29 protein-coding genes are annotated in these 26,675 nt (G+C 72.3%); 14 read left to right on the top strand and 15 right to left on the bottom strand.

Annotated features, from left to right (window positions below; all coding sequences use genetic code 11):
- Positions 1–657: 657 nt before the first annotated feature.
- On the bottom strand, positions 658–1,047 hold the full coding sequence (locus tag JKJ07_RS31765) for a MerR family transcriptional regulator (RefSeq protein WP_202995550.1): 390 nt from the start codon (positions 1,045–1,047) through the stop codon (positions 658–660).
- Between the two features lie 155 nt (positions 1,048–1,202).
- Positions 1,203–2,684: a SulP family inorganic anion transporter gene (locus JKJ07_RS31760; RefSeq protein WP_307834499.1), complete on the bottom strand. Its 1,482-nt coding sequence runs from the start codon at positions 2,682–2,684 to the stop codon at positions 1,203–1,205.
- Between the two features lie 141 nt (positions 2,685–2,825).
- Between JKJ07_RS31760 and JKJ07_RS31755 the strand changes: the two genes are divergently transcribed.
- Positions 2,826–3,431 (top strand): GNAT family N-acetyltransferase, encoded by a 606-nt coding sequence (locus tag JKJ07_RS31755; RefSeq protein WP_202995548.1) that lies wholly within the window; start codon positions 2,826–2,828, stop codon positions 3,429–3,431.
- A 61-nt stretch (positions 3,432–3,492) separates the two neighbouring features.
- Here the strand turns inward: JKJ07_RS31755 and JKJ07_RS31750 are convergent, their stop codons facing one another.
- Positions 3,493–4,941, bottom strand: a complete 1,449-nt coding sequence (locus JKJ07_RS31750; protein ID WP_202995547.1) for a dienelactone hydrolase family protein — start codon at positions 4,939–4,941, stop codon at positions 3,493–3,495.
- 235 nt (positions 4,942–5,176) lie between these two features.
- Here JKJ07_RS31750 and JKJ07_RS31745 point away from each other — a divergent pair, with 235 nt between their 5' ends.
- Together JKJ07_RS31745 and JKJ07_RS31740 are read left to right on the top strand one after the other, a co-directional pair.
- On the top strand, positions 5,177–6,715 hold the full coding sequence (locus tag JKJ07_RS31745; protein ID WP_307834498.1) for an ATP-binding cassette domain-containing protein: 1,539 nt from the start codon (positions 5,177–5,179) through the stop codon (positions 6,713–6,715).
- Positions 6,716–7,036: 321 nt separating this feature from the next.
- A complete protein-coding gene (locus JKJ07_RS31740) occupies positions 7,037–7,762 on the top strand; it encodes a DUF3152 domain-containing protein (protein WP_202995546.1) in 726 nt (241 codons plus the stop codon).
- Between the two features lie 117 nt (positions 7,763–7,879).
- Here JKJ07_RS31740 and JKJ07_RS31735 read toward each other — a convergent pair whose 3' ends face one another.
- Together JKJ07_RS31735 and JKJ07_RS31730 are read right to left on the bottom strand one after the other, a co-directional pair.
- Positions 7,880–9,241 (bottom strand): dihydrolipoyl dehydrogenase family protein, encoded by a 1,362-nt coding sequence (locus JKJ07_RS31735; RefSeq protein ID WP_202995545.1) that lies wholly within the window; start codon positions 9,239–9,241, stop codon positions 7,880–7,882.
- 17 nt (positions 9,242–9,258) lie between these two features.
- Complete coding sequence (locus tag JKJ07_RS31730) at positions 9,259–10,002, bottom strand: leucine-rich repeat domain-containing protein (protein WP_202995544.1); 744 nt, start codon at positions 10,000–10,002, stop codon at positions 9,259–9,261.
- A gap of 43 nt (positions 10,003–10,045) precedes the next feature.
- Between JKJ07_RS31730 and JKJ07_RS31725 the strand changes: the two genes are divergently transcribed.
- Both JKJ07_RS31725 and JKJ07_RS31720 read left to right on the top strand, forming a co-directional pair.
- Positions 10,046–10,810 carry a hypothetical protein gene (locus JKJ07_RS31725; RefSeq protein WP_202995543.1) on the top strand — a complete coding sequence of 255 codons (765 nt, stop codon included), beginning with the start codon at positions 10,046–10,048 and terminating at the stop codon, positions 10,808–10,810.
- Positions 10,807–11,520: a phosphotransferase gene (locus tag JKJ07_RS31720; protein ID WP_202995542.1), complete on the top strand. Its 714-nt coding sequence runs from the start codon at positions 10,807–10,809 to the stop codon at positions 11,518–11,520. Before JKJ07_RS31725 ends, JKJ07_RS31720 begins: the two co-directional genes overlap by 4 nt.
- 90 nt (positions 11,521–11,610) lie before the next feature.
- On the opposite strand, the gene JKJ07_RS31715 is transcribed toward JKJ07_RS31720, so the two are convergent.
- Both JKJ07_RS31715 and JKJ07_RS31710 read right to left on the bottom strand, forming a co-directional pair.
- Positions 11,611–12,036, bottom strand: a complete 426-nt coding sequence (locus JKJ07_RS31715) for a MarR family winged helix-turn-helix transcriptional regulator (RefSeq protein ID WP_202995541.1) — start codon at positions 12,034–12,036, stop codon at positions 11,611–11,613.
- Positions 12,033–12,383: a nuclear transport factor 2 family protein gene (locus JKJ07_RS31710; RefSeq protein WP_202995540.1), complete on the bottom strand. Its 351-nt coding sequence runs from the start codon at positions 12,381–12,383 to the stop codon at positions 12,033–12,035. The genes JKJ07_RS31715 and JKJ07_RS31710 overlap by 4 nt, the downstream gene beginning before the upstream one ends.
- Positions 12,384–12,893: 510 nt before the next feature.
- Between JKJ07_RS31710 and def the strand changes: the two genes are divergently transcribed.
- The 3 genes from def (at position 12,894) to JKJ07_RS31695 (ending at position 14,304) form a co-directional block, all read left to right on the top strand.
- Entirely contained in the window at positions 12,894–13,427 is a 534-nt protein-coding gene (def, locus tag JKJ07_RS31705) for a peptide deformylase (protein ID WP_202995539.1), read from the top strand.
- Positions 13,428–13,510: 83 nt separating this feature from the next.
- Positions 13,511–13,981 (top strand): hypothetical protein, encoded by a 471-nt coding sequence (locus JKJ07_RS31700; protein ID WP_236030176.1) that lies wholly within the window; start codon positions 13,511–13,513, stop codon positions 13,979–13,981.
- Positions 13,978–14,304 carry a winged helix-turn-helix domain-containing protein gene (locus JKJ07_RS31695; protein WP_202995537.1) on the top strand — a complete coding sequence of 109 codons (327 nt, stop codon included), beginning with the start codon at positions 13,978–13,980 and terminating at the stop codon, positions 14,302–14,304. The genes JKJ07_RS31700 and JKJ07_RS31695 overlap by 4 nt, the downstream gene beginning before the upstream one ends.
- Positions 14,305–14,331: 27 nt before the next feature.
- Here JKJ07_RS31695 and JKJ07_RS31690 read toward each other — a convergent pair whose 3' ends face one another.
- Genes JKJ07_RS31690 through JKJ07_RS31680 form a run of 3 tightly spaced genes read right to left on the bottom strand, consistent with a single transcriptional unit; the run spans position 14,332 to position 17,358 of the window.
- A complete protein-coding gene (locus tag JKJ07_RS31690) occupies positions 14,332–15,591 on the bottom strand; it encodes an alpha/beta fold hydrolase (RefSeq protein ID WP_202995536.1) in 1,260 nt (419 codons plus the stop codon).
- 9 nt (positions 15,592–15,600) lie between these two features.
- Positions 15,601–16,323 carry a GNAT family N-acetyltransferase gene (locus JKJ07_RS31685; protein WP_202995535.1) on the bottom strand — a complete coding sequence of 241 codons (723 nt, stop codon included), beginning with the start codon at positions 16,321–16,323 and terminating at the stop codon, positions 15,601–15,603.
- Positions 16,324–16,350: 27 nt separating this feature from the next.
- Complete coding sequence (locus tag JKJ07_RS31680) at positions 16,351–17,358, bottom strand: alanine racemase (RefSeq protein ID WP_307834497.1); 1,008 nt, start codon at positions 17,356–17,358, stop codon at positions 16,351–16,353.
- Positions 17,359–17,590: 232 nt separating this feature from the next.
- Between JKJ07_RS31680 and JKJ07_RS31675 the strand changes: the two genes are divergently transcribed.
- Positions 17,591–18,937 (top strand): FAD-binding oxidoreductase, encoded by a 1,347-nt coding sequence (locus JKJ07_RS31675; RefSeq protein WP_202995533.1) that lies wholly within the window; start codon positions 17,591–17,593, stop codon positions 18,935–18,937.
- A gap of 141 nt (positions 18,938–19,078) precedes the next feature.
- Here JKJ07_RS31675 and JKJ07_RS31670 read toward each other — a convergent pair whose 3' ends face one another.
- Positions 19,079–19,465, bottom strand: a complete 387-nt coding sequence (locus JKJ07_RS31670; RefSeq protein WP_202995532.1) for a YbaB/EbfC family nucleoid-associated protein — start codon at positions 19,463–19,465, stop codon at positions 19,079–19,081.
- Positions 19,466–19,499: 34 nt separating this feature from the next.
- Here JKJ07_RS31670 and JKJ07_RS31665 point away from each other — a divergent pair, with 34 nt between their 5' ends.
- From JKJ07_RS31665 to JKJ07_RS31655, 3 genes are read left to right on the top strand one after another with little or no spacing between them, the layout of a single operon-like run.
- Entirely contained in the window at positions 19,500–20,075 is a 576-nt protein-coding gene (locus JKJ07_RS31665) for a hypothetical protein (protein ID WP_202995531.1), read from the top strand.
- Between the two features lie 4 nt (positions 20,076–20,079).
- Positions 20,080–20,394, top strand: coding sequence for a hypothetical protein (locus tag JKJ07_RS31660; protein ID WP_202995530.1), 315 nt, complete (start codon positions 20,080–20,082; stop codon positions 20,392–20,394).
- Positions 20,391–21,182, top strand: a complete 792-nt coding sequence (locus JKJ07_RS31655; RefSeq protein ID WP_202995529.1) for a WXG100 family type VII secretion target — start codon at positions 20,391–20,393, stop codon at positions 21,180–21,182. Before JKJ07_RS31660 ends, JKJ07_RS31655 begins: the two co-directional genes overlap by 4 nt.
- Here the strand turns inward: JKJ07_RS31655 and JKJ07_RS31650 are convergent, their stop codons facing one another.
- Both JKJ07_RS31650 and JKJ07_RS31645 read right to left on the bottom strand, forming a co-directional pair.
- Positions 21,183–21,911 (bottom strand): hypothetical protein, encoded by a 729-nt coding sequence (locus tag JKJ07_RS31650; RefSeq protein ID WP_202995528.1) that lies wholly within the window; start codon positions 21,909–21,911, stop codon positions 21,183–21,185.
- Between the two features lie 10 nt (positions 21,912–21,921).
- Positions 21,922–22,566, bottom strand: coding sequence for a biliverdin-producing heme oxygenase (locus JKJ07_RS31645; protein WP_202995527.1), 645 nt, complete (start codon positions 22,564–22,566; stop codon positions 21,922–21,924).
- A 199-nt stretch (positions 22,567–22,765) separates the two neighbouring features.
- Between JKJ07_RS31645 and JKJ07_RS31640 the strand changes: the two genes are divergently transcribed.
- Positions 22,766–23,860 carry a hypothetical protein gene (locus JKJ07_RS31640; protein WP_202995526.1) on the top strand — a complete coding sequence of 365 codons (1,095 nt, stop codon included), beginning with the start codon at positions 22,766–22,768 and terminating at the stop codon, positions 23,858–23,860.
- On the opposite strand, the gene JKJ07_RS31635 is transcribed toward JKJ07_RS31640, so the two are convergent.
- Entirely contained in the window at positions 23,857–24,516 is a 660-nt protein-coding gene (locus JKJ07_RS31635; protein ID WP_202995525.1) for a response regulator transcription factor, read from the bottom strand. The genes JKJ07_RS31640 and JKJ07_RS31635 overlap by 4 nt on opposite strands.
- A 64-nt stretch (positions 24,517–24,580) precedes the next feature.
- Here JKJ07_RS31635 and JKJ07_RS31630 point away from each other — a divergent pair, with 64 nt between their 5' ends.
- On the top strand, positions 24,581–25,942 hold the full coding sequence (locus JKJ07_RS31630; RefSeq protein WP_202995524.1) for a sensor histidine kinase: 1,362 nt from the start codon (positions 24,581–24,583) through the stop codon (positions 25,940–25,942).
- A 30-nt stretch (positions 25,943–25,972) separates the two neighbouring features.
- Here the strand turns inward: JKJ07_RS31630 and JKJ07_RS31625 are convergent, their stop codons facing one another.
- A complete protein-coding gene (locus JKJ07_RS31625; protein ID WP_202995523.1) occupies positions 25,973–26,632 on the bottom strand; it encodes a PepSY domain-containing protein in 660 nt (219 codons plus the stop codon).
- Between the last annotated feature and the right edge of the window lie 43 nt (positions 26,633–26,675).

The raw sequence follows: 26,675 nt of genomic DNA, 5'->3' as shown, positions 1-26,675 counted from the left end.
CGGAGTGGGGCGGCGCGGAGTGGGGCGGCGCGGAGTGGGGCGGCGCGGAGTGGGGCGGCGCGGAGTGGGGCGGCGCGGAGTGGGGCGGCGCGGAGTGGGGCGGCGCGGAGTGGGGCGGCGCGGAGTGACGCGGCCTGGCGCGGGACGGCGCGGCCTGGCGCGGGGCGGAGTGTAGCGGCGTGTGGCGGCGTGTGGCGGCGTGTGGCGGCGTGACGCGGGACGGCGCGGTCTGGCGCGGGGTGGAGTGTAGCGGCGTGTGGCGGCGTGACGCGGGACGGCGAGGTCTGGCGCTAGACGTCGTGGTCTGGCGCTAGACGTCGTGGTCTGGCGCTAGACGGCGCGGCCTGGCGCTAGACGGCGCGGCCTGGCGCGGGACCGCGCGGCCTGGTGCGGGGCGAGGTGGCGCGGGGCAGGGCGGGGTGGCGCGGGGCAGGGCGGGGTGGCGCGGGGCAGGGCGGCGTGGCGCAGGGCAGGGCGGAGCGGCGTGGCGCAGGGCGGGGCGGCATGGCGCGGGGCAGGGCGGCGTGACGCGCGGCGGCAGAACGCAGGGCGGGCGCACGGCACGGGATGGCACTGCGCGAAACAGCACCGCGCGGGACGACGCGGCGCGGGACGACGCGGCACGGGGTGGTGCGGGACTATGCGGCGTGGGGTGGGTTAGCGGTGTTGGGCGATGTGGTCTTGGATTTGGCGGGCGAAGCCTTCGGCCATGTCGAGTTGGTCGCGGAGGGTTTGGACGCGGTTTTGGGCGGCTGCGTCGAAGAGGGCCAGGCGGTCTTGCAGGCGGGTTCGTTCGGCGCCGGTGGCGGTGGTCAGGGCGTCGAGGGTTTGCAGCAGGTCGCGCATTTCCTCGAGGGTGAAGCCCAGTGGTTTCATGCGTTTGATGACGCGCAGGCGGTCGAGGTCGGGCTCGGTGTAGAGGCGGAAGCCGCCGTCGCTGCGGGCCGACGGGACCACGAGGCCGGCCTCCTCGTAGTGGCGGATCGTCCGGATGCTCAGGCCGACCCGCTCGGCCGCCTCGCCGATCTGCATGTGGCCCGCGGTCATCGGATCATTCTGCCCCAGGGTCCGTCTTACAGCTGGGGCGGGAGCGGGGCCGGGTCCGAATTTTGTCCGGCGGTGACCCGTGGAAGGGGCTTCGCGGGACGCCGCCAGGCGAGATCTGGGCCCGGCCGCAGCCCCGCCCCAGCTGTGAAGCGGACCTAGTGGCCGGCGCCCAGCTTTCCGGCCAGGTTGGCGTGGAAGCGGGCGCTCGCCTCGTTGAGGCTGGTGATCTCGACCCGTTTGCCGCGGGCCTCGTATTTGGTGGTGATCGCGTCGAGGGCGGCCACCGAGGACGCGTCCCACACGTGCGCGGCGCTCATGTCGATGACCACGTGGGCGGGGTCGTTCGCGTAGTCGAACTGGTAGACCAGGTCGTTGCTGGACGCGAAGAACAGCTCGCCGTGCACGGTGTAGACGCGGGTCTCGCCGTCGGGCATGAGCACGCTGGTCACCTCGGCGAAGTGGGCGACCCGGCGGGCGAAGACGACCATCGCGGTGAGCACGCCGAGCACCACGCCGACGGCCAGGTTGTGCGTGACGAGCGTGCCGGCCACGGTCACGACCATCACGATGATCTCGCCCGCGGGCATGCGCTTGAGGGTGGCCGGGGCGATGCTGTGCCAGTCGAACGTGCTCACCGACACGATCACCATGACGGCGACCAGGGCGGCCATCGGGATCGTGGCGACCACGTCGCCCAGCGCCACGACCAGGATCAGCAGGAACACGCCGGCCAGGAACGTGGACAGCCGGGTGCGGGCGCCGGACGCCTTCACGTTGATCATCGTCTGGCCGATCATGGCGCAGCCGCCCATGCCGCCGAAGAAGCCGGTGACGATGTTGGCCACGCCCTGACCCCACGATTCGCGGGTCTTGTCGGAGCGGGTATCGGTGATGTCGTCGACGAGCTTGGCGGTCATCAGCGATTCCATCAGGCCGACGAGGGCGATTCCCACCGCGTACGGCGCGATGGTCTTCAAAGTGTCGAAGGTGAACGGCACGTCGGGCAGGCCGAGCACCGGCAGGCTGTCGGGCAGCGTGCCCTCGTCACCGACCGTCGGCACGGCGACGTGCACGATCGCGGTGAACGCGGTGAGCAGAACGATCGCGACGAGCGGCGCGGGCACGGCGGTGGTGGCCTTGGGCAGGAACCAGATGATCGCCAGCGCGACCGCGACCAGCGGATAGACCAGCCAGGGGACGCCGATCAGGTGTGGCAGCTGCGCGGTGAAGATGAGGATCGCGAGCGCGTTGACGAAGCCGACCATGACGCTGCGCGGGATGAAGCGCATCAGCTTGGCCACGCCCGCGACGGCCAGCACCACCTGGAGGAGACCGCCCAGGATCACCGCGGCGACCAGGAAGCCGAGGCCGTGATCACGCGCGAGGGGCGCCACGACCAGGGCGATGGCACCGGTCGCGGCCGAGATCATCGCGGGCCGGCCGCCGGTGAAGGCGATCGTCACGGCCATCGTGAACGACGCGAACAGGCCGATCTTGGGGTCGACGCCGGCCAGGATCGAGAACGAGATCGCCTCGGGGATCAGCGCCAGCGCCACGACCAGGCCGGCCAGGACCTCCGTGCGGAGCACGCGCGGGGACGCCAGCCAGTCGGGATTTCGCAATTTCGTACCGTTCACGCGCATGACCCTACTCTCTCGTTAGAGGAGAGTGCCGCCGGTCCGGCGTGGCGATCGTCACGACAACACGGGTGCAAAATCTCGGACGCGAGATAACCTTCCCGAGATGTAAGACGATCTCGATCCTCCTGAAGGTCCCCCATGCACCGCAAATCGACCCAGTCCTCGGCGCGCGCGTTCCAGGCCGCCGTCGCGATGCTCACCTCGTCACGCCGCCGCTCCCACCTGCGCAGCCGGCCGCGCGCCCGTTCCACCGCCACCGGGCTCAGCTGCACCGAGCAGCAGATCTTCATGGTCGCCGAGAGGGAAGGCCGCAGCTCGACCGGTTCGGTGCCGGCCGACCTCGCGCTCGTACGACGGCTGGCCAGCGACGAGTACGACACGTTCGCCGACGTCGCCGGGCGCTCGTTCGGCGTGGCCCCCGCAACCGTCTCGTCCGTCTACACCGCCGAGGTGCTGGCCAACCCGCAGATCGGGGCGTACGTGGCCGAGACGCGCAGCGGGACGCCGGTCGCGGCCGGGGTCGGCATCCTCAACGACGGGCATCTGGGGATCGCCAACGTCGGCACGATCCCGTCGTTCCGGCGGCAGGGGTACGCCCGCGTGCTGACCGAGACGATCCTGCGGCGAGGCGCGCTGGCCGGGGCGCACACGGCTTATCTGCACGCCGGGCCCGAGACCGTGCCCTTCTTCGAGCGGCTCGGCTTCACCACCCGCGCGGATTGGACGATGCTGGAGGCGTCCTGATCCGGCGTCCCTCGACGCGCGCGGTGTGACGAGCGCGCTGACCGCGATATCGGAGACGGGGTCAGAGGGCGATCGGCAGCGTGGTGGCGATCGGCCAGGCGACCAGGATCGAGCCGGTCAGGGCGAGCAGCCAGGACGGCGCGCCGCTCCCCCGCAGCACCGCCGACAGGCCGGCCTGAATTACCGTCAGCACGGCCAGCAGCGGCACGACCAGGATCAGGAAGCCGGACGCCAGACCCACGACCGATGCCGCGGTGAGGGCGCACACCGCGATCGCGGCCACGATCAGGTCGCCGCGGACGCTGCCGGACAACAGGTCGGAGGCGTACGCGAGCAGCGCGAACCCCAGCCACACGACGAGCAGCAGCCACCAGCGGCGGCCGACGGGGACGGCGTGGGTGAAGCCGAGCTGCAGCGGGACGGCGATCGCGGCCGCGGCGTACGGGATCAGCAGGAGCGCCGCCAGCAGCGGGCGAACGCCGCCATGCGGGGAGCGGGCTCGGCGCAGGAAGGCCAGCATCGCGAGGCCCATCAGCGCGACGAATCCGCCCGCGTAGCCACCGAGCTCGAGGCGGGTCGTCGGCAGCAGCGGCGCGACGAGGACGGCGATCAGGGCCGCACCGGCCGAGACGGCGGCGACCAAGAGATAGGGCGGCAACCGGCCCGGCAAACGGGCGGCGGCCACGAGGTAGGTCGACGATCGGCCCGGCTCGCGAGCGGGCCTGCCTAAGAGCAGCCGTACGACGTAGGAGAAACCGGCCAGCAGGCCCAGCATCAGCACGCCCGCCGAAGCCAGCCGGCGCAGCGGGGACGGCAGGTCGGTCGTGGGTGGCGTACGCCCGAACGCCGCGTCGATCCAGTCCGCGGTCAATCGGTGGGCTCGGGATGCGTACAGGATGGAAATGTGCTCGGTGGCGGGGACGGTCGCGGATCGCCGGTCGCTGCCCGCGCCCTCGAGGGCCCGCGTGACCGTCTGGTGGAACCCCGGGAACTCGAGCTGCCCGACCAGCATCAGCAGGCGGGCCGGTTGGGTCGGCGTCACCATGCCGGAGCCGGGCAGCGAGAGGGCCACGGTCGCCGCGATGTCGGGATGGGCGACGGCGTACGTCGTCACCGCGGTCGCGCCCATCGAGTGACCGACGAGCGCGATCCGCGACGAGTCGACGCCCGGCAGCGAGCGCAGGTGGGTCACCGCCACGTCGAGGTCGTGCTGCAGGTCGACCGGCGTGCGGGTGTTCGCACCGTGGCCGTCGAAATCGGGCAGCACCACCGTGTATCCGCGGGCCACAAGCGTGTCGCCGAACTGCCGCATCAGCTTGGCCGAGCCCGCGTATCCGTGCGCCACCACGACTCCCGGTCCGGGCGGGGAGCCGGCGGGCCGCATCACGTCCAGCGGCACACCGTCGACGACCACGTGATCGGCGGCCGGGAAACGGCTCAGCAGCAGGCCGCCGGTGACGACCGCGACCACCGCGAGCAGGAGCGGCAACCACCGCCGGACGAAGAGCACGCACCGGACCGTACCGGTCCCGCTCCACTCGTCAAATAATCGGAGGCGGCACCGGATCCTGTCGGCTAGCCTTGCCGCATGTTCACCGGTATCGCCTCGATGAGGTTGCGTTCCGGCCGCTGACGGCGGCTGGAGCACACTTCTTCCCTGGCTTCTGCACCGCCGTCCTGGCGTTTCCGTCCGGGCGGTGCGACTCAGCGCTGCCCGGCTCACCAGACGAGCCGAGAGCAGATCCGTGAACATTCTCGACAAGACCCATTCCCACGTACGGGCCGAGGCCGTGCGCGTGGTGCGCGGCGATCGCGTCGTCCTCGACGGCGTCGACGTCACCGTGTCGGCCCGCTCCCGCCTGGCGGTCGTCGGGCAGAACGGCAGCGGCAAAACGACCCTGCTCAACGTGCTGGCCGGGCTGACCGAACCCGATCAGGGCACCGTGCACCGCGCGGGCACGATCGGCGTGGCCGAGCAGGCGCTGGCCGCCGACGACGGCGAGACCGTGGGCACGCTGGTGGCCGCGGCCATCCGGCCGTCGCTGCGCGCCCTCGACGACCTCGACGCGGCACTGCTCACGATCGAGTCCGAACCGGAGGCGTACGAGCAAGCTCTTGACACCGCCACCCGGCTGGACGCATGGGATGCCGAACGCCGCGTCGACGTGGCCCTGGAAGCGCTCGACGCGTGCACCGACCGGGAACGGCGCCTCGACACGCTGTCGGTCGGCCAGCGTTATCGCGTACGGCTGGCCTGTGTGCTCGGTGCGCACCACGACATACTGCTGCTGGACGAGCCCACCAACCACCTCGACGCGGCCGGGCTCACGTTCCTGACCGAGCGCCTGCGGCAACACCCTGGCGGCGTCCTGGTCGTCACCCACGACCGCGCTCTGCTGCGTGACGTCGCCGTCGAGTTCCTCGATCTCGACCCCACCCCCAACGGCCGCCCCCGCCTCTACGCGGGTGGCTACACCGGCTGGCAGGACGCCCGGCGGCGCGAACGCGAGCAGTGGCAACAGGAATACGACTTGCAGGTGGCCGAACACCAGCGGCTGGCCGGCGCGGTCGAGGAGGCCCGTGGCCGGTTGTCGACGAGCTGGCGGCCCGACAAGGGCACCGGGCGGCACAAGCGGCAGAGCCGGGCCCCCGGCATCGTGCAGGCCGTCAAGCGGCGGCAGGAGGCCTTGGCAGCCCACCGGATCACTTTGCCCAAGCCGCCTCGGCCGTTGCGCTGGCCCCCGAGCAACACCCGCCCCGGCGTGCCGCTGCTGGACGCACACGACGTGACCGTGGCGGACCGCCTGACCGCCCCGGCCCCGTCGCGGGTCGACGGAGGTGACCCGCTGCCGGCACGGTCCGGTGATCAGGCGTACGCGTTGCGGCTCGCCGGCGGTGATCGGCTGCTGGTGACCGGGCCGAACGGCGCCGGCAAGTCCACGCTCCTGGCCGTGCTGGCGGGCGCACTGCGGCCCACCACCGGCACCGTACGGCGGCTCTCCGGGGCGACGGTCGGCTACCTGGCCCAGGAGGTGTTCACGACCGCCGCACGCATGTCACCCGGCCAGCATCGGCGGCAGCATTTGGAGGCGATGCTGGCCGAACAGCCCGACGTGCTCATCCTGGACGAACCGACGAACCACCTCTCGGCCGGCCTGGTCGACGACCTGACCGCGGCCCTGGCCACCGCCCCGGCCGCCGTGGTCATCGCCACCCACGACCGCCAGATGCTGACCGACTTGTCGGGCTGGCCCCGGCTGGTCGTCGAAGGTGGCCGCCCCTGACCCAGGGACTCGCCGTCGCCCCATCGTCGCCGGCGCTCCGCGGCGCAAGCACGTCCGGAGCCCGGCGGCTTGGGCGGCCCGGACGACAGGGCCGGCGATCACAACCGGCGGCTTCAAGGCCTGTCCAATATGCCGGATTATCCAGCGTTGATCTTCCGGAGTCGCCATCCCAAACCCCCGCCCACCACGGGGAGAGGGATGGAGACTACGCCGTGTCAAGCGGGGAAAGCGGGTTGTCCACAGGGCCGGCGATGTGACGTATCTGTCATTACGCAACGTGGACCTACCCGTCGATACGTCATGTCGATCGGAGGGGATGGCATGACGGTGCGAAGGTTCGGATGGTTTGCGGCGACGGTGCTGGTGGCCGGGTGCAGCACTGCCCCGTCCACCCCGTCGGCGCCACCACCGGCGGTGACGGAGGGGCCGACGCTCGTGGTCAGCAGTCCGACGACCAAGCCGCGCCCTCAGAAGATCACGTATCCGCAGCGGGGCAGTGGGCAGTGGGTCACCGCGGCCGCGGGCAGCGAGACCGTGGGCACGCGGGGGCGGCTGATGCGCTACCGCGTGGTGGTCGAGCGCGAGATCAAAGGCGTATCCGTGGCCGGGTTCGCGGCGGCGGCCGGGGCGACCCTGGCCGATGAGCGGGGGTGGACCGGGGGCGGGGATTGGCGGTTCCGGCGGGTCGGGCCGGGTGACAAGTCCGACTTCACGCTGTATCTCGCCACCCCGGGGACCCGGGGCGAGTTGTGTGCGGACGCGTCGGACGGCTACACGTCGTGTCGTAACGGGGCCAAAGTCGTGCTCAACGTGGCTCGGTGGGCGGGTGGCGTGCCTGGGTACAAGAACAATTTGAAGGGCTACCGGCAATACATGGTCAACCACGAGGTGGGGCATCGGCTCGGGCACGGGCACGAGTTGTGCCCGGGCGAGGGCGAGCCGGGGCCGGTCATGTTGCAGCAGACACTGGGGTTGCACGGGTGCACGCAGAATCCGTGGCCCTACCCGGACGGTGAGCTCTATCGAGGACCGTCCGGGCAGTATTGAAGCTCAGCCATGCACCACGGCCGGAGCCCGCGCTACGGCCCGGACTGACCGCTCAGGCCGCGAGGCGCAGCGAGTGCCGGCCCATGTGCGTTTGTTCGAGCCGAGAACTCGTACGGGTTAGATTCCGAGGTTGTTGAAGAGGTAGAGCCAGATCTCGGAGCGGGTCGGGAACGACGGGATCGCGTGGCGCAGGCGGGTGAGCGGGACCTCGCCGACTATGGCGATGGTCGCGGCCTGCAGGAAGTCGGCGACCTGGGTGCCGGTGATGGTGACGCCGACGAGCACGTTGCGGTTCTCGTCGATCAGGAAGCGGGTCGTGCCGACGACGCCGCCCGAGTAGGAGCCGCCCGCGTTGCCGTCGGTGGGGACGTCGATGACGCGCACCTGGAGGCCGGCCGCCTGGGCGCTCGCGGTGGTGTGGCCGACCGCGGCGACCTGCGGGGACGTGAAAATGACGCGGGGCGCGCCGGGGCCGTCGGCCAGGTGGTCGATCACCATGGGCTTGCCGAGGATCTCGCCCGACGCGATGGCCGCCTGGTATTTGGCCATGTGGGTGAACAGGGCGCGGCCGTTGAGGTCGCCGATCACGTAGAGCCAGTCGTGCCCGGGCACGCGCATGTGCTGGTCGACCTCGACATAGCCGTCCGCCTTGACGCCGACGGTGTCCAGAGCAAGGTCAACCGATTGCGGCGTACGCCCGGTGGCGACCAGGATCTCGTCGGCGCTCACGGTGCTGCCGTCGGCCAGCGTGACCGTGACGCCGTCGGTGTCGCGCCGCACGGTCTTGGGGCGCTGGCCGATGCGCACGTCGACGCCCTGCTCGGTCAGGCGGGCGGCGACCTGCTCGCCGGCGAAGTCCTCCTCGCGGGTCAGCAGCCCGCGCCCGGCGATCAGCGTGACCCGCGCGCCCAGCGACACGTACGCCTGGGCCATCTCGGATCCGACGACCCCGGCGCCGATGATGACCAGCGACGCGGGGATCTCCTTGGCCGTGGTCGCCTCGCGGTTGGTCCACGGGTTCGCCTCGGCCAGGCCGTCGATGCCGGGCAGAGTGGCCCGGGTGCCGCCGGCCAGGATCACTGCCTGGCGCGCCTCGAGGATGTCGTCGCCGACCGCGACCCGCTTCTCCCCCGCCAGCCGGCCCCAGCCGCGCACCAGGGTGACGCCCCGGTCGAGCAGCCACGGCACCTGGCCGCTGTCGTCCTCGTTGTTGATCAGCTCGTCGCGCCGGCGCAGCACCGCGGCCACGTCGAGCGAGCCGGTCACCGCCTCGGCCACCCCGGGCACGTGCCGCGCCTCCTCGAGCAGCTCACCGGGCCGCAGGAGGGCCTTGGACGGGATGCACGCGTAGAACGAGCACTCCCCGCCGACATGGTCCCCCTCCACGATCGCCACGCTGAGGCCCGCCTCGGCCAGCCGTCCGGCCGCGACCTCGCCGCCGGGCCCGGCCCCCACCACCACCACGTCGAAACTCTGCATGCCCCCATGATTGCCGATCACCTGCCGCTGGTGGGCTGGACCACCCCCGGTCCGCCGCGATGCGGAGTGGGCACATAGTTGGCCCGGCCCGGCGGCAGCGCCTCGACGCAGGCCTCGGAACACGCGTTGACCAGCAGCGGGAGCACATCACTGCCGACCGCGCGGGTGAGCCAGACCTGGCGCAGGCCGTCGGTGAGCGGGCCGTCGCAGACGCTGCAGCTGGTGACGTGGTCGGCGCCGAGCGGTTCGGTGGCCGGCGTCACCGGGCGCAGGGCCGGGAAGGGCGGGCGGAACTTGTAGTTGCCGTAGAGGGCGCGGGTGCTGACCGTGCTGTGCCGTAGGTTCGCGCAGCGGGTCAGCTCGTACGGGAACCAGTGCAGGCGGTGCGAGGTGTATGGCTCGAACCAGGCCAGGGCGGTCATGCCCCCGATCTCGGGCGGGATCCGTACGAGGTTGCTGCCGTACAGGACCAGGTGTTTGACCTTGGTGAGCCGGCCGATCGCGGCGGGCAGCGTGATGACCTGGCGGCGCTCCTCGGCGTCGAGCTCGTCGAGCGGGCGGAACTTCTCCCGCCCGTCGGCGACGGCCTCGTCGATGATCTCGAGCAGGTGCAGCCAGCCGGGCGCGTTCGTGTCCTGCTGCTCGGGGTGGAATTCGACTTCGTCCGGCCGGGTCCGGGCCGAGTAGCCGACGCACCGGCACGATTCGCGGCCACCGGTGCCGGATTCGGCGAACCGGTTGGGCCATAGCTGCTTCTCCATATCTCGATTGTGCCGGGCCACCCCGGCTGGCACGCTCGGGGCCGTGACAGCGCCGTACCGGTGGGACCTGGTGACGCCCGACGAGCTCGGGACGCTGCTGGGCGGCACCCGGCGGCCGACCCTGTTCTTCCTCGACGAGCTGGTCGAGTGCACGGGCAAGGTGCTGGCCCGCTCCGGCGGCGGCGACCTGGTCTTCGTCGGGCGCTCGCTCGACTCGATGTTCGACCTGCTCGGCGGCTCGTTCGACGGCGGCCTGCACCGGCTGCCGCTGTCGTTCCAGCGGGGCCGGCGCCGCCTGACGTACGCCGAGACGGCCGCCGCCCGCGAGCTGCTGGCCGCGGCCGGGGTCACCCCGCACGCGCTGGCCCGCCGCGCCCGGCCGGTCGCGTTCGTCGACGTGGTGCACGCGGGCTCGACGTTCACCGAGCTCTACGGGCTGCTGCGTGACTGGGTCGAGCGGGAGCGCGAGCCGTGGCCGGTGATCCGGCGCAAGCTGCGCTTCGTCGGGGTCACCTCGCGGCGCAAGCCCAGCCCGAACGCGTACCGGTGGCAGCAGGACGTGGACTGGCCCGCCGAGCTCCCGTCGGGCTCGGTGATCAACGTGTCGCTCGACCCGATGGTCTGGCACTACTTCGGCGACGTGCAGGTCAAGCTGACCCGCACGTTCCGCCCCGAGCAGTGGCCGGCCGAGGCCGACGGCCCCCGGCACGACGAGCAGACCCGGCAGGCGCTGGCCGAGGCGGTCGCGCTGGCCGCCTACGGGCGCACCAGGGCCGGTCGGCAGGCAATCGCGCGGAACGCCGCTTGAGACCGCCCGACCACGTCCTGCGGGCGTTCGGCGTGACCGGTCCCGTGATCCCGCTCGCCGGCGGGCAGGGCACGTCGTGGCGGGCCGGCGACCTGGTGCTCAAGCCCGAGCCGCCCGTCGGTTCGTGGTTGCACGACGTCGTCTCCGCCGAGTTCCGGCTGGCCCGCCCGTGCGGCGCGCACGACGGGTGGTCGGCGACCCGGTGGCTCGAGGGCTCCGAGACGTCCGATTTCGTCGCCGTGATCGAGGCGGGACGGGCCTTCCACCGGGCCACGGCCGGCCTCCCCCGCCAGCCGTCGTGGGCCGCGCGCACCGATCGCTGGGCCGTCGCCGACCGGATCGCGTGGGGCGAGCAGCCGGCGCGGTGGCTGCCCGGTTTCGCGCCCGTCGCCGCCCGCCTGACCGCCGCGCTGCAGCCGCTCGGCCCGTCCCAGATCGTCCACTGTGACCTGACCCGGAACGTCCTGCTGGCCGACGGCCTGCCACCCGCGATCATCGACGTGTCGCCGTACTGGCGTCCCCCCGCGTACGCGGAAGGGGTTGTCGTCGCCGACGCCCTGACCTGGCACGACGCGCCCGGCTCCCTGCCGCGTGACGCCGCCGTGAGCGTGCCCGCGGTCGCGCGCGCCCTGCTCTTCCGCATGGCCACCGACACGGTCACCGACTGGGCCTGGCGCTACGAGCACGCTTGCCGCCAGATCAACCTCTAACCCGTACGCGTCAGGAATCGTCCGCGCTGCACCTCGCGAGCCCCGTCGTTGGTCACGGCGCGTAGCGCGGGCTCCGGCCGTGGTGGTGGGTCACGGGCCGGCCGTGTACGACCGTTCCATCAACTCGCTCATGGCCCGCTCGAACTCCCGCCGGCGCCGCTGCGGCCAGCCCTCGGTGAGCCGGTCGAACACCTGCTCCTGCCACTCATGGGCGTGCGCCAGCATCTCGTGCCCCGCCGCGGTGACCGTCACCGGCCGCCGCCGCCCGTCCCCGCTCGCGGCCGTCCCCAGGTGGCCGGCCTCGATCGCGCTTTTGATCAGCCGGGAGGCGCCGCTCTGGTCGATCCCGATCTCGTCGGCCACGGCGTTGACGGTGGCCGGTAGCCCCCGCTTCTCGAGGGCGTGGACGGCCTCGGCGACCAGCACGAGGCGGCCCTGCTCCGGCGCCGTTGTTGCGTCGGACCTGCGGGACCAGTGCCGCACGAACTCGAACAGGACCTGCCCGGGCCCGGTCATGCCGTCGCCTGCTCGAGCGCGGTCGCCAGATCGGGACAACGCAGCGCGGCGGCCACCTTGCCCCCGCGAACCCGGAAGACGGTCGCCACGCGGGTCGCCGTCGGGCTCTCCGGCCACGTCGCGTCCTGCTCGACGACCATCACGTGGTCGTCGATCGGGTGCCACTCGCGGGGTTCCAGCCGGATTCCGGACCGCTCGACCCACTCGGCGAACTGCGCCGGGCTGATCTCGGCCGTGCCCCGGGGCCCCAGCACGAGAACCGGGTCGGTGACCGCTTGTGCCGCACGGTGCGGGTCGGCGGAGTTGACGCTCGCATGCCACTCGGCAACGACCAGCTTGAGGTCCACCACTAAACTATATGCGCTTCGCATACGTCCAACCACACGGGCCCGCCCTCCACCGGGGGCCCCCGCCACCACCATTTTATCGAGCGGGACAGATCTTGACCGGGCCCCCTGTGGACAGCGCCGGACTGTGGATAACAACGTTGATCAGCGCAAACGGCCTATGCTGTGCGTCGCGGACCCCGATTCCGACGGGGTACGCCCGGACACCGTCGGCAAGCGCGCACGCCTAACGGATCGGCTCGCGGATGAACAGGCGCAGGGCGGCGTCCCGGCAGCGCGGAGACCGTCGAGCCGCCAGCCGCGTCGTGTGGCGATGGCGGAGCGGCGCCGGGCATCGGTGGCGCGGTCCAAATGGTTCGGCCCGGACGGTGCGCGCCGGCCACGCGTGGTCATTCCCGTGCTGCATGCGGCACCTGTTATCGATCAGTGGAGGCAAGGCGTCATTTGATCGCCAAACGTGCCGTGCGCGAGGCCGGATCTCACTGGCTGGACGCGAGTACCGTCCGGGGCATGACTGTGTTGGACATCCGGAAGGTCGGCGATCCGGTGCTGCGCCGCGTCGCCGAGCCGGTGACCGTTTTTGATGCCGAGCTGCACAAGCTGGTCGACGACCTGAGCCAGACCTTGGAGCAGTCGCGCGGCGCCGGCCTGGCCGCCCCGCAGATCGGGGTCAGCCTGCGCCTGTTCGCGATCAACCCCGACCTGCCCGGCAACGACGTGCGCCTCGATCACCTGATCAACCCGGGTCTCGAGTTCCCCGACGACGAGGAGCAGTACGGCCCGGAGGGCTGCCTGTCGATCCCCGGCATCTATCTGGACACCAAGCGCCGCATGAACGTGGTGGCCCGGGGCCTGACCAAGCACGGCGACCCGGTTCAGATCGTCGGCGCCGGCCTGCTCGCGCGGTGCATCCAGCACGAGACCGACCACCTCGACGGGGTCCTCTTCATCGACCGCCAGGACGAGGCGGGCCAGCAGCGCATCCTCGCCACCCTGCGCGAGGCCGCCTGGGCCGACGCCCAGCTGAAGGTGAGCCCTCACTAAAGCCCGCTCGGAAACTACTTGCCTGCCAGGAAAGTCGGCTGCATACTTTCCTGGCAGGCAAGTACATGCCCGAGGGGGAAGTGATGGAGATTCCACCGATCGACGCCGAACTGGCCCTGGCCGAGGTGCGGGCCCGCCGCGCCGAGGTCGTCGACGCCAACCTCGTTCCCGGCTGGTTCTGGCCGTCGATCGGGGTGCTGATGCTGCTGTTCGTGGCCGCCGTCGAGACCGGCCGCCCGTGGCTCGTCGCCGCCGGCTCGGTCGCGTACGCGCTCGGGCTGGCCACCCTGATCGCCGCCCTGCTCCGCCGGTCCCGGGTGCAGGTCCGCAACACCCTGATCGGTGCGCACGGCGCGGCCGCCATCGTCGTGTTCACGCTGGTGCTGGTCGGCCTGGGCGTCGGGCTCGGCCTCGCCCTGGCCGCGCTCGGCGTGCCCGCCCCGGCCACGATCGCCTGCCTCCCGGTCGCCGCCGGTCTCGCCTTCGGTGGTCCGGCCCTGATGACCTACCTGCGCCGAGTCATGCTCGCCCGGCCCCTGGCCGGGCCCCGATGAGCGCCGAGCCCCGGTTCGACGAGCTCATCCACGCGCCCACCCGGCTCTCGATCGTCAGCCTGCTGACCGCCACCGAGTGGGCCGAGTTCAAATTCCTGCGCGACCAGGTCGGCCTCACCGACTCGGCCCTGTCGAAGCAGCTCGCCACCCTCGAGGAAGCCGGCTACGTTGACATCCGTAAGTCGTTCATCGGCAAACGCCCCCGCACCTCCGTCCGGCTGAGCCCACGCGGCCAGCAGGCCTTCGCGGGCCACATCGCCGCCCTGCAGCAAATCGTGGCCCGCTCCGGCCTGGCCGTGATACCGGAGTCAGCGCAGCCCTGACGGCCGAACGCGCCGACAAAACCAGAGTCAGCGCAGCCCTGACGCCATCTCCATCAGATGCCCGAGCACGGCATCCCCCGACGTACGGAGCCCGTCGTGCTCATGCTCATTGGTAACCCACGTGCGCACGTTGCCGACGGCCGCCGCGGTCTCCAGCGACAACCCAGCATCGACATACATGTCATCGGCGTAGACGGCCGCCACCACCGGAACCTCGTTCGACGCCAGCCGCGACACGTCATAGAGCACGGACCAGTCGGGGGTCTCGGCCAGAATGTCGGCCGCCCCCGCGAACGGCCGCAGCGCCGCGATCTGCTCGAACATCCAGGGAAACATCATCTCGCCCGTGAACAGCAACGGGTCGGCGTCCGCGGCGAACTCGGGCCGCGCGTCCAGCGCCCGCGCCGCGGCCCAGCCGGTAGGCCCGTTGCCCTGCCCGTAGCAATACTCCTGCAACGCGTACAGCGGCTTGTCGACATAGCCCGTGTGCGCCATCACCTCGTACAGGAAGGTGGCGGACAGCTGATCGCCGTGCCAGGCCTCGTCGAGAAGCCAGTGCACGTAGGAATAGCCGTAGCTCATCCCGAAGCTGTCGCCGACCAGTCGCAGGCGTTCCGGGGTCAGGCGGTCGCCGTCGGGCAGCCGGACGTCGGCCGATGCCAGGTGGTCGGCGAGGCGCCGCACGGCCGCGCGATCGTCGGGGAAGTCGCGATAGAACTCGGCGTTCTTGGCGGCCACCCGCGGATAGGTGCGCTCATAGACCTCGTCGGCCGTCGCCGTCAGCCCGGGCAGGCCACCGGTGACGTAACACGTGCGCAGGCCCTGCGGCGCCGCCGACAGATAGGCCATCGTCACGAACCCGCCGTAGCTCTGCCCCAGCGTGTCCCACTGCGCGCCGCCGGCCACCCGCTCGCGCAGGACCTCGGCGTCGGCCACGATGCTGTCGGCCCGGAACAGCTTCAGATAGTCGGCCAGCTCCTTCGCCGGACGGCCACCGACCGTGTTCGCGGTGAGCGGGGTGCTGCGGCCCGTGCCGCGCTGGTCGAGCAGCAGCACCCGATGCGTGCGCACGGCCCGGCCGATCCAGCTCTCGGCCCGCAACGGCCGCGGCGACTTGCCACCCGGCCCGCCCTGCAGATAGACCAGCCAGGGCAACTCGTCACCGGCCCGGTCGGCCGCCACGACCTCGCGGGCGAACACCTCGATCGTCTCGCCATCCGGATCACGGTGGTCGAGCGGCACGGTGACGGTGTGGTCGGCGAAACGAACCCCCGGGTGAGCAATCATGCGCCCAGCCTAGAGCCGCCGTCTGACATAGAGCACCGCATCGATCCGGCCTCCGTTCGGGCCAGGCAGAATCCCCAGCTGCTTGCCCTCGATCTCGAAGCCGGCCGCCTGCAGCGTCTTCTGCGAGGCCAGATTGTCGACCGCCGAGCCGGCCACCACCCGCTGCAGCCGCGCCTCGTTGAACGCCCACTTCGTCACCAGCTGGACGGCCCGCCGCGCGTAGCCCCGGCCGCGGAACGCCGGCAGCACGCCGTAGCCGAGCATCCCCTCCCGCAGGTGCTGCTGGAAGTAGTACAGCGCGATCTGCCCGGCGAACCGGCCGCTCCGCGCGTCGAGAATGCTCATGGCGGCCATCTCACCGGCCAGCCAACGACCTTCCGCGTACGCGAAATGGCGCTCGACCTCCTCCCGCGGCGGCGCGGCCGGCGGCACCGAGGTCGCCACCACCTCGGGCAGGCTGCGCAGCTCGATCCAGCCCTCCAGGTCCTCCGCCCGCAAGGGCCGGATCCGGATCACGCCGTCGGTCAGCTCGCCGCCCGGCAGGTCGGGCAGCACCCGCGGCGCGGGACCCTCCGGATCGTCCTCGAGCCGCGCCCACACGACCATGTCCTCGCGGTTCGGCCCGGCGCCCCGCGCTATGCCCTCCCGGCGATAGCCGAGCGCGATCACGTCTCGCTGCGCGGCGGGGTCGTCGAGGCGCAGGCGGATCTCGGAACGGTACGGCGATGTCACCAGGTCACGTTATAGCGGCGGCCGCCGTCAGGTGTTGGCGCCCCGCGCGGCCACCCGCCACCGGTCGACCTCGGTCCCGTCGCGCACGACGACCAGCTCGTCGGCCAGGTTGACCGTGGCGCAGACGTGGTTGGGCGCCACCCGCAGCACGTCGCCGCGGGCCGGAGCCTCGCCGGGGAACTCGACGGTGGCGTGGTGCTCGGAGAGGGCGACGATCCGCGCGTCGGGGTGCTCGGGCAGGCGTCCGAAGCCCGTCGCCCAGGCCGGCCGGTCGGCCCCCAGCACCTTGGATCCGGCGTCCACGATGGCCCGGTTCCCCGTACGGCTGACGACCGTCGCCACGACCGTCAGCGCCACGTCCTCCCAGTCACAGGTGCCCAGTTCGACCTGCTGGGCGTCCCCGAACACGTACACGCCCGGCCGGATCTCGGTCAGCGGCCCGGCTCCGGCCAGCGCGGCGGTCGGGGTCGAGCCCCCACTGCGTACGGGGGCATCCGACGCGGCCTCGCTCAGGGCCGCCGCCTCGTCGCGCGCGGCCTGCTGCTGCAGCCCCGGTCCGTAGCCGTGGCCCGGGAACGTGAAGATGCCCCGCACCCGATGCCCCGCCCGCTCGGCCGCCTCGGCCACCCGCGCGGCGTCGCCCGGCCGGACCCCGCTGCGATGGTGCCCGCTGTCGACCTCGACCAGCACGTCGAGCGGGCCGACCGCTTTGGCCAGCAGTCCGGCGCTCTCCACCGAGTCGACACCGACCCGCAGGGCGATCCGCTCGGCCAGCGCCCGCAGCCGCTCGGCCCGGCCGGGTGACGGCCAGACCGGGTACGCGATGAACAGGTCCTCGAAGCCGCCGCCGGCGAACAACTCGGCCTCACTGACCGTCGCCACCGTCAGCCCGGCCGCCCCGTGCTCGACCTGCCGGCGGGCGATCTCGAGGCACTTGTGCGTCTTGGCGTGCGGGCGCAGGTCGAGCCCGCGATCCCGGGCGGCGGCGGCCATTCCCGCCACGTTCCGGTCGAGCACGTCAACGTCCACAGCCACGTACGGCGTCTCCACAACAACCACTCCCCTCGGTGCGACCTCCATGATCGCAGGAACACCGTCTTTGGCGTCCTAGGAGGCTGGGTTGGTTTTGTCCGAGCCGGGGCGCCGTTTCTGGCGTCCTAGGAGGCTGGGTTGGTTTCGTCCGCGCACGAGTCGTGTTCGTGACGGCGCTTTCCGTGAGCGCGCACTAGCGTTCGGGCAACCGTCCACTGCCCCCGGGGAGGGCGCCGTGAGCACAACCGATGCGGAGAAAATGCTGCGCGCTCGGCTCGGCGACCGGCTGATCGGCGCCGACCAGGCGGGTTTCGCCGCCGCCCGCGAAGTCTGGAACCCCGCCGTGACCACGCAACCGGCCATGGTCGCGAAGTGCACCGACCCCGCCGAGGTGAGCGCCGTGGTCCGGATCGCCGGCGATCACGGGGTCCCGCTGTCGGTGCGGGCCGGCGGCCACGACTGGGCCGGCCGCGCCCTCCGCGACGGCGGCATCGTCCTGGATCTGACGGCCATGCGCGCGGTCACCGTCGACACCTCCCGCCGGACGGCCACGACGCAGGGCGGCGCGATCACCTCCGACCTGGTCGGCACGATCACCCCGTACGGGATGGTCGCGGCGACCGGGGTCGTCGGCGGGGTCGGGCTGGCCGGGCTGACCACGGCGGGCGGTTACGGGGCGCTGATCGGCCGGTTCGGGCTGGCCGCCGACAACCTGCTCGGCGCCGACGTCGTGCTGGCCGACGGCACCACCGCGATCGCGGGCCCCGACGACGACACCGACCTGTATTGGGCCCTGCGCGGCGGCGGCGCCAACTTCGGCGTGGTCACCGAACTGCGCTACCGCCTGCACGAGGTGCCGTCCGTGCTCGCCGGCATCCTGATGTTCCCGCTCACCGAGGGCCGGGCCGTCCTGACCGGGTACGCCGAGCTTGTGGCCGAGGCCCGCGACGACCTGACGGTGATGACCGGGTTCCTGCCCGGTCCGCAGGGCACGCTGGCCTTCCTGTGCCCCTTCTGGAGCGGCCCCGACCTGGCCGCCGGCGAACGCGTGATCGCCCGTATGCGCACGCTCGGCCACCCGGTCGTGGACCAGATCATGCCGATGCCGTACGCCGGAGCGCTGCGCATGTTCGACGCCAGCATGACGCCCGGCAACCACTACCTGCTGCGCAGCCGCTCGCTGGCCACAGTGTCCCCCGCGGCGGCCGACATCCTGACCGACGCCGCCACGCGCCTGGGCCCCCACTCGGCCCTGATCGTCAACCACTTCCACGGCGCCGCGGCCCGCGTCGATCCGGCCGCCACCGCGTTCGCCCAGCGCACCCCGCACCACCCCGTCGAGGTGATCGCGTCCTGGACCCCCGACGACTCCCCCGACCCGCATCGCGACTGGGCCGACCAGGTCGAAGAGGCCCTGACGCCGATCGCCTTGCCCGGCGGCTATCCGAACCTGCTCGGCCCCCAGGAGGACGCCCGGGCCCGCGACTCGTTCGGTCCCAACCTCGAACGCCTGCTCACCCTCAAACGACGCTACGACCCGCACACCGTGTTCTCCGCTATCCCCGCCCTGGTGGACAGATAGCCGGATTCGGGCACACTGTGGACCGTGGGTCCGGCCCGCCGCGCCGTACTGGCGCTGGTCGGCGGGCCCGGCACCTCGCACGCGTCCTCCCCGCGCGGGAACCGCTTGGCCTTCCTGTATCACCGGTCGACCGGCACCAAGCTAGCGCAGATCCCGCCGCTGCATCAGCCGGTCGAGGTCGTCGGTGAGGGCGTCCAGCCGGCGGATGCCGTCGTCGAACGTGTCGCTCGGGCGGGGCTCCAGCAGCGGCCCCATGATGGCGTCGGTCTGTGCCGCGTAATCGGCCTGGGCCGCGCTGATCGCGGCCACGATCTCGTCCGCCAGCTCCGCCACCGGCAGCGACGACGCGTCCCGGTCGAGCCGCAGCTCCAGCACCTGGCCGCCCGGCCCCGTACGCGCCCGCGCGTACCGCTGCGGCGACACGCCCTCGCCGGCCGCTCCGGCCATGTCCGACTGCATCCGGGAGATCCGTTCCAGCTGCTCCTGCGCGTACGCCGCCAGGTCGGTGAAATCGCGGATCTCCGGCATCGATGCCTCCGAGGGGACGTGCCATCCTGGTGCGATGGCGGTGAAGGACTACACCACAAGGGTCGCGCCCGCGTTCGACGGCCTGCTGCAGGACGGGGAGCGGCTGCTGGCCGTCTCGCCCGTGCAGCAGGATCCCGGCACGACCGAGGAGGTCTCGGTCCGCGACGAGCTGATCGACCTGCTGGACCCGACCATCCTAGTGGGACTGGGCACGTTCGGCGGCAGCGCCGTCCAGCAGGCGGTCTGGGGCCGCGCGGTGATCGGCGGGCCGGGCACGCAGGGCCGGCTGCTGCATGAGGCGATCGGCGCGGTCACCGCCCCCAAGGTGGCGATCACCAACCGGCGGCTGCTGCTCGTGGAGATCGAGGTGACCCCCCGCGCCAAGGGTGGCCTCGGCAAATGGTTCGGCCCGTCCGATCAGTCCGCACGTCAGAGGTACGCAGTGGACAGGGTCGCTATCCTGGGTGCCGTCTCGGCCCCGGCGGGTGTTCTGCGCCGTGGCCGGCTGCTGACCGGGTTTCGTGACGGGTCGGGGTGCATGCTGCTCTGTTCCCCGCCGAGCCTGGCCGAGCCGGTGGTCGAGGCGATCGGAGCACCTAGGGGGGAGTAGGCGCGTGGGACAGCCGGTATCGGTCTATCTGGACGCCCTGAGCAGATATGCGGCGGCGATGGACGACCTGAGCGAGTCCTTCGAGTCGACCCGTACGTTCCTGGTCGACGCCGACGTCACGGAGGACAGCTTCGGCCTGCTCCCCGACTCCCGCGACTGCGCGCAGGTCTACGAGCAGCGCACCACCGACGGGCTCGAGACGCTGCGCAACGGCTCCGACGCGTTCTCCGACCTGAGCCAGGCCTTCCGTGAACTCCGTGAGGACTACGAACGTACGGACCAAGCGGCAGCCACCCGGGTGGACGGGAGCAACAAGTGACCCGGGCCCCGAGCGGCGCCGACCGCATCGAGCAGTGGCTGGGCCCGGCCGGCGAGGCCTACTCGGTGATCAAGCCGATCGTCTCGTTCCTGTCCAACCCGCTCGACCAGGTCACCGGCGATCCCGACCAGCTGCGCCAGAAGGCCGAGGCGTGGCGCAACGCCGCGACCCAGCTCGAGCAGCACGCCCAGACCGAGCTCTCCGCCCGTACGGATCTGTTGTCGTACTGGGAGGGTGACGCCGCGGCCGCCTTCAACGCCGAGCTGACCGAGGTCAACCAGTCGTTCGCCGAGATCGCCGAGCACTTCCGGGTCACCGCCGAGCTGCTCGACGGCTCGGCCGAGGCCGCCCAGCAGGCGCAGGATCTGGTCGAGTCGATCGTCAAGGAGCTCATCGCCTGGCTGATCGTGACGATCATCGTGGCGCTCGCGTCGGCCTGGATCACCGCGGGCGCGTCGCTGGCGGCCGGGGCGGCGGCGGGCGGAATCGAGGCGGCGGTGGCGGGCACCCGCGCGGCCACGGTCGGCATGAAGCTGGCGAATCTGCTGCGCAAGGTGGCCGCGTTCCTCAAGAAGATGAGCGAGTTCGCGAAGGCGTACAAGCTCACGAAGATCCGCAGCGTGGGCGCGAAGAACTGGGTCGGCGCGCGCTACGCCACCAAGGAGGGCTACCAGCTGCTCGCGACGAACTGGGTCATCAAGAAGGCGATCGTGCAGCCCACGCTGGGCCCGACGATCGACAAGGTGACCGGCGCCGACGAGACGTGGAAGCTGCCGCAGGTCTTCTGATCACAGCAGCCAAGGATCCATCCCGCCCCCGCTCGGCGGATCCGCGATCACGGGCGGCGGCGGGCGACGGCGGCGCACGGGGCGCACAGCCCGATCAAGAGCCTTCCCCCGTACGCCGGTCAGCCCGAACCCGAGCCGGGTCAGCTCGCGCGCCCGCGGGCCGGTGGGGATGTCCCGGGGCAGGCTCGCCACCGCGACCAGCCACGTGGGCAGGCCGAGCAGCCGCAGGATCTTGGCCAGCCGCTCGGACTCGTTGACCAGTTCCGGGTCGAGCCGGTCGTTGAGCAGCTCGGCCAGCTCGCCAGTGTGTTCCGGGTGTCCGCACACCTCGGCGAAGGCGGCCGCGTTCTCCACCCCGAGCGGGTCGTCGATCACGTCGTCCTCGGCGCCCGGCTCGCGGGACGGATCGCTGACGTAACGGCCCAGCTCCTCCCCCGCCGACCAGGCGACCAGGGCCAGCTGCCGGTCGGCGAGGACCCGCACGACCAGCACGTCGCCGGTCAGCTCGGCGCCGACCTCGACGATCCCGCGCCGGCCCGCGGCCACCGTGCCGCTCCTGGCGACGACCGGCAGCCAGCCGTCGTCCGGTGAGCCGGCCCAGCCCGTGAACCGGAGCCGGCGGAGCACCTCGGTGACTTGCGCGAAGTCGCCGTCGCGGACGAGGGCGACCGCGTACGTCTCCCCGGCCGGGCCGTCGTTGCCGGGCGTGGGAGCGTACGGGAAAGCCATGGTCCTGAGGCTATGCCGCGGGGGCGACTTCGGAGAAACGGCGGCCCATCTCGACGAACAGGGCGGCGTTGAGCTTGAAGGCGAGCTGGGACTCGGCCACCAGGTCATCGAGCTCCGCCGGGCCGAGCATGGCCGGGAGCGAGTCGAGCCGCGTACGGTAGGCGGTCTTGTACGCCTTGCTGTCCGGGATGTCCAGGAAAGAGTAGAAGGCCACGCCGCCCGGGCCGAGGCCGTAGGTCTGGGCCACCGACCGGCCGACCATCAGGCCGCCGCTGAGATCGCCCAGGTAGCGCACGTAGTGGTGGGCGATGAAGTGGACCGCCGAGTCGTGGCACTGCTCGCGCAGCCGGGCCACGTAACGCCGCGTGGCCTCGAGCGGGCGAACGTCGGCCGACCCGAGAAACCGCACGTCGGCCTCGAGCGACGGCACCCGGTCGAGCAGCGGATCGGCGAACCCGGCGGCCACCTCGTCGGTGCGCATCCGGGCCGCGGCCGCCTCGAGCTCGCGATAGATGTGCAGGTATTGCGCGGTGAGCACGGCGTACCCCGCGTACGGGACCTCGCCCGCCATCAGCCGCGAGATGAAGCTGCGCGTCTCGGCCTCGCGGTGCTCGGCCATGGTGGCGCGGCGGATCCGGGCGGCGAACTCGGTCATGAGGCACGACCTTTCGGGTACGACATCGGTACACACCGGCACGCGGCGTTAGGCCAGCCTTACCTAAAGCTGTTTTCAAAGCAAGATCGCTTGACTTATAGATTTCGTCCAGGCCGGGGCCAGGGTCGGTCCGGCAGCAGATCCGCCGGGCGGGATCCTCCGTCATCACCGTCGAAGACAACTAGGCGGAGGTGGGGGCATGCAGGAGACGTCCGAGACCCGGTCGGCGATCGACCCCGGCACGGCGGTCGACCTGGCGCTGCGCGAATCCGGCGGCGGACGGGTCGCCGGCGTGCGTTCGTCGGTCGAGTTCGGCCGGCCGGCTTGGCTCGTTCAATTCGTTCGGGGCAGCTGGTTGTGCACGGCCGCCGTCGACGCCGGGACCGGCGAGGTCACGATGATCCTGGACGACGGGCCGCGCGCCGATGTGGCCGAGCCGCCCCTGATGGACACCGCGGCCACCGACGTCACCGTCCTGCGATCCGGCTTCGTCACGATCGGGGATCTCCGCGCGGGCAGCGGGACGTCGGCCTACGCCGCCACCGAGCACGGCATCGCGCACATCAGGCTGACCCGGGACGGACGGCTCGTCGTCGAGGACCACCACCGCGTCGGTCCCACCCGGGAGGTCGCCCCGGTGCCGGGCGGGGTCGTCGCCACCACCGCCGACGGCCGTCTCGTACGCGTCGACCCCGACGGCCGGCCGGTCTGGGAGCTGCAACTCCCGAGCTGCCCGCACAGCCTGGCCACCGACGACACGGGCACCCGCCTGCTGGCCGCCACCATGATCGGCGCGCTCGAGGTCGACGCCACCACCGGCGCGGTGATCCGGATTCTCGGCGGCGCCGTCCGGGCCGCCGCCTACCTGCCGGACGGCGGCCGCGTGCTGGCCGGCCAGGGCGGCAAGCTGCTCGTCCTGGACGCCCACGGTGAGCAGCGATGGACGTGGACGCAGGGCGAGCGCCCCGGACGGATGTGGGTGCGGGACGGCCGGATCCACGTGACCGGCGAGGGCGGCCTCAAGGAGATCCTGCCCGGTGTCGGTGTGCTCGCCCGGTGGTCGTCGCCGCTGGCCGGGGGCGTGCGCAGCGCGGTCGTCACGGAGGGCGTGGTGTTCACCTGTTCCGGCGAGGCCCGGCTGGAGGCGCACGGCTACGCCACCGCCGGGTACGCCGGCCCGCTGGACGGCGTGCCCGATCACCCCGAGACGATGACGCTGCTGACCGACCCGTCCGGGGCGGCGTGGCTTCTCACCGCCCACCGCGGCGGGCTGATCAGCGCCGTCCGCACCTAGGCCCCGGGAACGACCAAGCGGAAGCCGATGCCGCGGCGGTTCTCGATCCAGCCGGGGTCGCCCAGCTTGCGGCGCAGCGTGGCCACGTGGAAGTCGAGGGTCTTGCCGCGGCCGAAGAAGTTCGGCTCCCACACCGTCTCGAGGATGCGCCGGCGGTCGACCACCGCGCCCGGGTCGGCCGCCAGCAGCACCAGCAGGTGGTACTCCTTCGGCGTGAGCGCGACCGGGCGGCCGGCGACGCGCACCTCGCGGGTCCGCTCGTCGATCTCGAGCGGGCCCAGATCCTTGGCCTTGCGGCGGGCCGGGCGGGCCGTGCGGCGGCCGATCGCCCGCATCCGCGCCACCAGCTCGCGGGTGCTGAACGGCTTGGCCATGTAGTCGTCGGCGCCGATCTCGAGGCCCAGCACCCGGTCGGTCTCGTCGCCGCGCGCGGTCAGCATGATGATCGGCACGTCGCTGACCCGCCGCAGCTGCCGGCACACGTCGATGCCGTCGATGTCGGGCAGCCCCAGATCGAGCAGCACGAAATCGGCCGGCGGGGCGGCCAGCGCCGCGGCCCCGGTGGCCACCCGCGCGGCCTCGATGCCGAACCGGCCCAGCCCCGCGGCCAGCGGTTCGGCGATCGACTCGTCGTCCTCGACCAGCAGCACCCGCATTCCTGCCCCTCCCGCAGCTTCCCGTGCCGGGAAGTACGGTCCGGCGGTCCGTACGGTTGAACCCATGATCCGGCGTCTGCTGCTCACCTACCTCTCGCTCGCCGTCGTGGTGCTGGCCGGCCTGGCCGTCCCGCTCGCGGTCGTGCACCAGCGCAGCGAGCAGCAGCGGGCGTTCTCCCAGCTCGAGCACGACGCCGAGATCCTGGCCGCGTTCGTCGACGCCGCCCTCGTCCGGGGTCACGCGGCCGAGGTCTCGACCCTGGCCACGGACGCGGCACACCGCTGGGGCGGCTCGATCGAGGTGGTCGACGGCACCGGCCGGCCGCTGGCTGCCACCGGGGAGGCGCCGCCCGGCCCGGCCGACCTGCGCGCGGTGCTCGACGGCCGGACCCAGGTGCACAGCGACATCCACGACGACCTGATGTCGGTGGCCGTGCCGATCCACCCCGGCCGCGTCGACCAGGGCGCCGTCCGGGTGAGCGTGCCGACCACGACGCTCGACACACGCATCGACCAGTTCCGCTACCTGATCGGCGGGGTCGGCCTGGCCGTGCTGATCGGCGCCGCCCTGGTCGCGATCGCCATGGCCCGGTGGATCAGCCGGCCGGTCCGCACGCTCGAACGCGCCACCCGCAGCCTGGCCGAGGGTGACGCCCCGCCCGCGCCGACCACGATCGGGCCGCCCGAACTGCGCCGGCTCGCCGCCACGTTCAACACCACGGCCGTCCGGCTGCAGCAGCTGATCGCCGCCCAGCGGTCCTTCGTCGGGCACGCGTCGCACCAGCTCAAGACGCCCCTGGCCGCGCTCCGGCTGCGCCTGGAGAACCTGGAGCCCGATGTGGCCGCCGACGGCGAGCCCAACCTGCGGGCGGCCCTGGTCGAGACCGATCGGCTGGCCCAGCTGGTCGACACCCTGCTCGCCATGACCCGCGGCGCCCAGTCCGCCCCGGCGCCCGTCGCGGTGGCCCTGGGCCCGGTCGTCGAGGAGCGGGCAGCGCTGTGGCGTCCGGTGGCGACCAAGGCGGGCGTGACGCTGGCCGTGACAGACCCCTTCCCCGTACGGGTCCAGGTGCTCCCCGGCGCGCTGGAGCAGATCCTCGACAACCTGTTGTCGAACGCCCTCGAGGTGGCCCCGCGCGGCAGCACCGTCCGCGTGTCGTGGCGGCTCGCCGGCACCGAGGTGGAAGTGCACGTGGCGGACGCGGGGCCCGGGTTGCCGGCCGAGCAGCGGGAGCAGGCGCTCGAGCCGTTCTGGCGGGCCCCGGGCGCGCGGAAGGGCGGGACCGGTCTCGGTCTCGCCCTCGTGCGCACCCTCGCGGAGAAGAGCGGTGGCCGGGCCCGCCTGGACCCGGCCACCCCCACCGGCATCGACGCCGTGGTCGTCCTCCCGTCAGCCGATACGACCCCCTCCGACCGCACCGACTGAGACCTCGCTCAAGATCGCCGAACGGGGCGATCAGTCGTCGTCGCCGTGCCGGCCACCGTTGTCGTCGCCGTGCCGGCCACCGTTGTCGTCGCCGTGCCGGTCGTCGTCGCCGCCGTGCCGGCCGCTGCGGTCGTCGTCCCCGCCGCGGCCCTTGTCGTCGTTCCGGTCGTCGTCGCCGCCCCGGCCCCGGCCCCGGTCGTCGTCGCGGTCGATGTCGTGGTCGGTGACGGCGCCGGTCTTGCGGTCGATGTCGAGGTCGTGCTCGGCGCCCTTGAAGATGACCTCGACCTCCCACACGGCCCGGCCGTGCTCGGTCTCGGCCTCCACCTTGGTCACCCGGCCCCCACCGACGACCGACAGGGCCTTCGCCTTGGCCTGGGCGATCGAGATGGAGTTGACGGCGCCGCCGGCCGCGTTGCCCAGGCCCGAGGTAGCCGACGGGCTGCTGCTGCTGCTCCGCGGCACCGGGGTGACCGAGCCGGGCTCGACCGTCTCGAACGGCGACGGAGAAGAGGACGGCGAGCTGTTGTCGTCAAGGCCGCCGTCGCCGCGGAAGACCTCGGATGACGACGTGGGCGACGGCGACACGGACGGGCCGGCGTCGTCCCCACCGGCGGCCAGGGCCGTCCCGGTGACCCCGAGGACGGCGGCCGCACCGACGGCGGCGGCGATGGCGTACGAGCGCTTCATGATGGTTCCTCCCGGTTGTCGTTGCTGACAGGGAGAAGATTGC

Source organism: Paractinoplanes lichenicola (assembly GCF_016785085.1).
Lineage (GTDB): Bacteria > Actinomycetota > Actinomycetes > Mycobacteriales > Micromonosporaceae > Actinoplanes > Actinoplanes lichenicola.
The sequence above is the reverse complement of the archived record's forward strand: the minus strand, read 5'-3'. Positions and strand labels throughout refer to the sequence as shown.

Excerpts from the sequence above, each read along its gene's own strand:
- JKJ07_RS31625 (WP_202995523.1), bottom strand. The coding sequence starts at position 26,632 with ATGAAGCGCTCGTACGCCATCGCCGCCGCCGTCGGTGCGGCCGCCGTC.
- JKJ07_RS31755 (WP_202995548.1), top strand. The coding sequence starts at position 2,826 with ATGCACCGCAAATCGACCCAGTCCTCGGCGCGCGCGTTCCAGGCCGCC.
- JKJ07_RS31740 (WP_202995546.1), top strand. The coding sequence starts at position 7,037 with ATGACGGTGCGAAGGTTCGGATGGTTTGCGGCGACGGTGCTGGTGGCC.
- JKJ07_RS31700 (WP_236030176.1), top strand. The coding sequence starts at position 13,511 with ATGGAGATTCCACCGATCGACGCCGAACTGGCCCTGGCCGAGGTGCGG.
- JKJ07_RS31645 (WP_202995527.1), bottom strand. The coding sequence starts at position 22,566 with ATGACCGAGTTCGCCGCCCGGATCCGCCGCGCCACCATGGCCGAGCAC.
- JKJ07_RS31765 (WP_202995550.1), bottom strand. The coding sequence starts at position 1,047 with ATGACCGCGGGCCACATGCAGATCGGCGAGGCGGCCGAGCGGGTCGGC.
- JKJ07_RS31670 (WP_202995532.1), bottom strand. The coding sequence starts at position 19,465 with ATGCCGGAGATCCGCGATTTCACCGACCTGGCGGCGTACGCGCAGGAG.
- JKJ07_RS31735 (WP_202995545.1), bottom strand. The coding sequence starts at position 9,241 with ATGCAGAGTTTCGACGTGGTGGTGGTGGGGGCCGGGCCCGGCGGCGAG.
- JKJ07_RS31650 (WP_202995528.1), bottom strand. The coding sequence starts at position 21,911 with ATGGCTTTCCCGTACGCTCCCACGCCCGGCAACGACGGCCCGGCCGGG.
- def (WP_202995539.1), top strand. The coding sequence starts at position 12,894 with ATGACTGTGTTGGACATCCGGAAGGTCGGCGATCCGGTGCTGCGCCGC.
- JKJ07_RS31715 (WP_202995541.1), bottom strand. The coding sequence starts at position 12,036 with ATGACCGGGCCCGGGCAGGTCCTGTTCGAGTTCGTGCGGCACTGGTCC.
- JKJ07_RS31630 (WP_202995524.1), top strand. The coding sequence starts at position 24,581 with ATGATCCGGCGTCTGCTGCTCACCTACCTCTCGCTCGCCGTCGTGGTG.
- JKJ07_RS31695 (WP_202995537.1), top strand. The coding sequence starts at position 13,978 with ATGAGCGCCGAGCCCCGGTTCGACGAGCTCATCCACGCGCCCACCCGG.
- JKJ07_RS31690 (WP_202995536.1), bottom strand. The coding sequence starts at position 15,591 with ATGATTGCTCACCCGGGGGTTCGTTTCGCCGACCACACCGTCACCGTG.
- JKJ07_RS31635 (WP_202995525.1), bottom strand. The coding sequence starts at position 24,516 with ATGCGGGTGCTGCTGGTCGAGGACGACGAGTCGATCGCCGAACCGCTG.
- JKJ07_RS31665 (WP_202995531.1), top strand. The coding sequence starts at position 19,500 with ATGGCGGTGAAGGACTACACCACAAGGGTCGCGCCCGCGTTCGACGGC.
- JKJ07_RS31640 (WP_202995526.1), top strand. The coding sequence starts at position 22,766 with ATGCAGGAGACGTCCGAGACCCGGTCGGCGATCGACCCCGGCACGGCG.
- JKJ07_RS31730 (WP_202995544.1), bottom strand. The coding sequence starts at position 10,002 with ATGGAGAAGCAGCTATGGCCCAACCGGTTCGCCGAATCCGGCACCGGT.